This window comes from Agrilactobacillus fermenti (genome assembly GCF_021030645.1).
Taxonomy (GTDB): domain Bacteria; phylum Bacillota; class Bacilli; order Lactobacillales; family Lactobacillaceae; genus Agrilactobacillus; species Agrilactobacillus fermenti.
This window is the reverse complement of record NZ_JACGCJ010000052.1, coordinates 1-5854: the sequence shown is the minus strand read 5'-3', so window position 1 is coordinate 5854 and position 5854 is coordinate 1. Positions and strand designations below refer to the sequence as shown.

The following is a 5854-nucleotide window of genomic DNA, read 5'->3' as shown; positions in this document are numbered from 1 at the left end:
ACTGACCCTCAAAGTCAATGTTATTTTTAGAAAATCAATCGTTAAAAAAATAATCGTGGTTTTCAGATTCAATATCAGTCTGAAAACTACGATTATTTTATTTTGCGTGGCTTATGTCCCAGCCTCATGTTATGCTTTCCAAAGCATAACAGTGACAATGTGTCACCCAAGGAGGACAAGGATGCCAAGTCAAACATTTATCCGCTTACCAGAAAAACGTCAGCAGCAACTCAATGAGATCTTGATCAATACCTTCTACGAACGGCCGCTCAGTCAGGTTCGCGTTAGTGAGATCGTTACAAAAATGGGCATGTCTCGCGGGGCTTTTTATAAATACTTTACCGATTTACAAGATGCCTATAATTATATCCTCAAAACCAGTGCTGATGAGATTCATCGCCATATCTTACAGCACATTCAACAGGCAGATGATGATTTATTCTTGGGTCTAACCAATTACCTCAAAACTGTCACCAGCCTCGATCATCAGTCCAGTAATTGGCGCCGGCTATTATTATTCGTTCAAGGCAGTAATCTGGCGGCTTATCAACGGCCAAAAGATCTTTCAGATCCTGAACTAAAGCGCTGGCAAGAAATGTTAACGACCAGTCATATTCTAATGCCAAATAAAGCTGAAGCTGTTAGCTTTTTGTATTTTATTATGGCCCTAGTCCTCAACGCTTTAACAGACTACATCGCCAATGATTGGTCCCCAGAAACCTTGCTGCATGACTTTAATTATCGATTACAGTGGCTAAGTCAAGGTGTCTTGCCACAAACAAACTTAGGAGATGACGCAAATGACTGAACCCAAACCTAAAACATTTGCTTTGATTATTTTTATTATTGGTGTATTTATGTCGGCATTAGACAATGGGATTATTTCCAGTGCCTTATCAACAATTAATTACGCCTTCAATGTTAGTGAAGTTCAAGGGACTTGGGGCGTCACCCTCTATACATTAGGGATGGCCATTTCGACACCGATTGCCGGTAAACTCGCCGATCGTTACGGCCGTAAAAAACTCTTTCTTATCGAGATTGCTATCTTCGCTTTAGGGTCATTAATGGTTGCCCTTAGTGCTAATTTTCCGATGTTTCTAGCAGCTCGGGTGTTGCAGTCCTTTGGTGGTGGTGGTATTTTTATCATTGCTTCCAGCCATATCATTTCAACCTATCCTAAAGAAAAACAAGGTGGGCTACTAGGTGCTCTAGGTGCCATCAACGGGATCGCATCAGTCGTTGGCCCCAACATTGGCAGTCTAGTCCTAAACGTATCGGGGCATTGGTCTTGGCTCTTCTTGATCAACTTACCGATTGCTGTCTTTGTCTTGATCGCTGGAACCATGGCTATTCCTGAAACCAAAGCGGCACATGGTGGTAACCTTGATTTCAAAGGCTTGATTTTCTTAACCTTTGGTATTTTGAGTTTCATGCTAGCGATTGCTAACATCCAGAGCCAGGCCTTCTTAAGTAGTTTAGCCACACCACAAGTCTTTATTTTCTTGATCTTAGGTGTTATTTTCTTCATTATTTTCAGCCAAATCGAAAAACACATCAAAGGTAAAGTTGAACCATTCTTACCTTATAATTTAATTCGCAACTCTGGCTTTTTACTCACGTTGTTCATGGGTCTGCTTTCAGGTACTTTGATCGCAATTTTCGTCTTTATCCCCAGTTTTGTGGAACATCGCTATGGCATCAGTGCCAGCAATAGCGGTATTTGGATGAGTGGCATCGGTTTAGGCTCGATCATTGGTGCTGGCGTTGGTGGGACGCTGGTTAATAAATTTGGGGCGACAAAATCGTTAGTGATCTCCGGGATTCTCTCTACGCTAGGTTTCACTCTGATTACTTTCTTAAGCCCCACCACCACTTGGTTCCTCGTTTCCTCAACCCTAGCAGGTATCGGCTTTGGGATGCTCATGGGTGCCCCTTTCCAAGTACTTATGTCAGAAATCGCCGGTGAAAAACAAAACGGCGTCGCTTTAGGGACCTTGTCCGTCAGTCGCCAAGTCGGTTTGACCCTAGCGCCAACGATTTATGCCACTTTAGTGCAGGGCGGTTTTGCTAACTTTGTCAGTGACAAATTGAGCCATATCAGTGGTACTGCTGGGATTCATGCTGGTCAATCTGTGGAAAACCTGTATGTTCAGATCCGACACCTGACAGGTACCGCCCATACCCAAGCCCTAGCTGCTTTTCAACAAACAGCGCAAATGGCCTACCAAAATATGTTCTTCGTTTCAATTATTGCCAGTGTCCTTATTTTAATTGGCGGCTTCTACCTTTATAAACATAACTTTTAGAAATTTGTGTCACGATAAATCAGGGGAATTTTTCTATTAAAAATATTTTAAATAAGTACCCTCGTTAAAGCATGCGAATTGCTTCCATAAGGGTACTTTTTAATACAGCAATTTTGTGTCAAATTGTGAACAATAGATCAATCACTGGCTTTTTAAATTTACTTATTGTACAATTTTATTGTGCATTAATTAACTAGACTTTAGGAGTGAATTTCATGAAAGTTATCGTTATTGGTTGTACCCATGCCGGCACTGCTGCCGTGACCCAAATATATAAAACTGATCCAGAGGCTCAGGTCACTGTTTATGAACGTAATGACAATGTTTCTTTCTTATCTTGTGGGATTGCGCTGCATCTCGAAGGTGTCGTCAAAGATCCCCAAGGGTTATTCTATTCTAGCCCAGAACAGCTAGCTGAGTTAGGTGCCAACGTTCAGATGAAACATGATGTTTTAGCGGTCGATACGGACGCTAAGTCAGTTCAAGTTAAAGATCTAACAACAGGAACAGTCACAACAGATACTTATGATAAGTTGGTGCTGACGACGGGTTCTTGGCCGATCATTCCGCCAATTGATGGGATCGATTCTCAACGGGTCATGCTTTGTAAAAACTGGAATCACGCGCAAGCACTTTTCCAACAAATTACCGATGCTAAAAAACGTGTCGTCATTATTGGCGGCGGCTATATCGGTACCGAATTGGTAGAAGCTTTCAAAAATACAGGGCATGAGGTCACTTTGATCGATAGCTTGCCGCGAATTTTAAATAAATACCTAGATCAACCCTTCACCGATCGGGTAGAGGCGGACTTTGAAGCTCATGGCGTGCATTTAGCTTTGAATCAAACGGTTCAAGCCTTTACAGAAACAAAAACAGGCGTACAAGTCAAAACTGATCAACAAACATTTGACGCCGATATTGCGATCATGAGTGTGGGCTTTAGACCAATGACTGATTTATTAAAAGGCAAAGCAGAAATGCTAGCTAATGGCGCTTTAATTGTTGATGATTATATGCGCACATCGCTGCCTGATGTGTTTGCCGCCGGCGATAGTGTTGCTGTCCACTACAATCCAACGGGTGAGAATAATTACGTGCCGTTAGCTACCAACGCGGTACGCCAAGGAATGCTGGTCGGTTTAAATATTGAAAAACCAACTCTGAAGTACATTGGCACTCAGTCTTCCTCTGGTTTGAAGTTATTCGGAACAACAATTGCCAGTACTGGTTTGACCAAAGAAAGCGCCCAGCATTTTGGTCTTGATGCCGAGAGTGTCTTATTTGAAGATAACTACCGCCCTGAATTCATGCCCTCTACTGAGCCTGTATTGATGAGCTTAGTTTGGGAAAAAGCTAGTCATCGTATCATTGGTGGTCAATTAATGAGCCGCTATGATGTCTCCCAATCCGCCAACACCCTATCAGTCGCGATCCAAAAACAAATGACGATTGAAGAACTTGCCTTTGTCGATATGCTCTTCCAACCTCACTTTGATCGACCATGGCACTATTTAAACTTATTAGCCCAACAGGCCATGGCTAAAGCCAACCAGCCAGTCCCTGAAAGTTAGTATTAACTCAAAAACACTTGTGAATATTTGTCCAAGTGTTTTTATTATGGCCTATTTTTAAAAGCTCGATTCATCACATTTTATGGTGTGAATCCCATTTGACAGCGTATTGAAGTTACCTAATAATAAATAAGTATTTTTATAACTTGGAGGGATCATCATGACAAAAATCGGTATTATTTTAGGCAGTATTCGGCGTAACTCTCTAGGCCAACATATTTTCGAATATTTACAAAAAAGTGAACCTAATACGGCTCAATTCGAATTCACTTGGATCGATTTGAAAGACTATCCCCTTGATTTTTATGAACATCGTCAAACGCCACTTTCTGAAACGATCACTGATTTGAAAGCGAACGAATCTGCCTGGTTAGATACCTTAAAAGCCCAAGATGGGTACATCATTATCAGCCCTGAATACGATCACGCGATCCCTGGGAGCTTGAAGAATGCTTTAGATTATGTGGGGCCTGAGGTTGAAGGTAAACCTGTACAAATCATTACTTATTCTAGTTTTAGTGATGGCGGGATGTTAGCTGCCGAGTCAATGGTCGAAATTCTGCAAATGCTTAAGATGATCGTCTTACCAACGCCGGTTTTATTATGGGATGCCAATAATAACTTTAACGAAGACGGTTTGATCGTTGATGCTGAAAATAGCGATCACTTCCAAGCACGCTTACAAGAAGCATTTAACGATATTGCTTTTTATACAAAAACATTAGCCGAAGCACCTTATCAAAAGTATATCCACGCCAACTTAGACTAATTTAAAAGGGGCACATAAGAGCTTAACCAAGGTCATTTATTTGCTTTTTTCATAACCTGTTTCAAAATTCACTAAAAAATGCTAAACTAAGACAGTCGGAATAGATAATTTTTTATTTGGAGGCTACATCAATGTCTTTAGTACATGGTACAGAAATCGTTGCAGGTGCTCAAAAGGGCCATTACGCAATTGGCGCTTTTAACACAAATAACTTGGAATGGACACGTGCGATCTTAGCTGCTGCCCAACACAAGAATGTTCCTATCATCATCCAATCTTCTATGGGTGCTGCTAAGTACATGGGTGGTTACGAATTAGTACAACACTTAGTTCGTGACACGATCAAATCTATGGATATCACCGTACCAATCATCATGCATCTTGACCATGGTAACTATGAAGCAGCTAAAGAAGCTATCGCTGCTGGTTACAACTCTGTTATGTTTGATGGCCACGACTTAGACTTCAAAGAAAACTTAGAAAAGACTAAAGAAATCGTTGCTTTAGCTCATTCTAAAGGTATCTCTGTTGAAGCTGAAGTTGGTTCTATTGGTGGTGAAGAAGACGGTATCATCGGTGCTGGTGAATTAGCTGATATTGAAGAAGCTAAACAATTAGCTGCTACTGGTATTGACTTCTTAGCTGCTGGTATTGGTAACATCCATGGTGTTTACCCTGAAAACTGGAAGGGTCTTAACTTCGATCGTTTGAAGGAATTAAGAGAAGCTGTTCCAGTACCACTTGTATTACATGGTGGTTCCGGTATCCCTGTTGACCAAATTCAAAAAGCAATTTCTTTAGGTGTTGCTAAAGTTAACGTCAACACAGAACAACAAATCGCTTGGGCTAAACAAGTTCGCAAATACATCGAAGACAACAAGGATAAAGAAGTTAAAGGCTTCGATCCTCGTAAATTGTTAGCACCTGGCACAAAAGCTATCCAAGACACAGTTGAACAACATATCGACTGGTTTGGTACTAAGCCCGTTAAATTGGTTCCAGAAGAAATCTAAACCTTTTAACACACTTATAAATTTCAAAAAAAGATCGATCAGGAAAATCCTGGTCGATTTTTTTTATTAGTGCGCCCGGCATGGGCGCTAACTTGGTGGTGAAAGTCCACTATAGACCGTAGTAGTCGGAACTATTAGTTGAGGACAAGGGTGTCCACCGTGAGGTGGAATCTGAAGGAAGTCTAAAGC

5 protein-coding genes are annotated in these 5854 nt (G+C 41.2%); all 5 read left to right on the top strand.

Annotated features, from left to right (window positions below):
- Positions 1-181: 181 nt before the first annotated feature.
- A complete protein-coding gene (locus FHQ08_RS12395; RefSeq protein WP_230914700.1) occupies positions 182-808 on the top strand; it encodes a TetR/AcrR family transcriptional regulator in 627 nt (208 codons plus the stop codon).
- Positions 801-2309, top strand: a complete 1509-nt coding sequence (locus tag FHQ08_RS12390; RefSeq protein ID WP_230914699.1) for an MFS transporter — start codon at positions 801-803, stop codon at positions 2307-2309. The genes FHQ08_RS12395 and FHQ08_RS12390 overlap by 8 nt, the downstream gene beginning before the upstream one ends.
- Positions 2310-2524: 215 nt before the next feature.
- Positions 2525-3883, top strand: coding sequence for an FAD-dependent oxidoreductase (locus FHQ08_RS12385; RefSeq protein WP_230914698.1), 1359 nt, complete (start codon positions 2525-2527; stop codon positions 3881-3883).
- A 160-nt stretch (positions 3884-4043) separates the two neighbouring features.
- Entirely contained in the window at positions 4044-4652 is a 609-nt protein-coding gene (locus tag FHQ08_RS12380) for an NADPH-dependent FMN reductase (protein ID WP_230914697.1), read from the top strand.
- A 131-nt stretch (positions 4653-4783) separates the two neighbouring features.
- A complete protein-coding gene (gene fba, locus FHQ08_RS12375) occupies positions 4784-5665 on the top strand; it encodes a class II fructose-1,6-bisphosphate aldolase (protein WP_230914696.1) in 882 nt (293 codons plus the stop codon).
- The last annotated feature ends 189 nt before the right edge of the window (positions 5666-5854 follow it).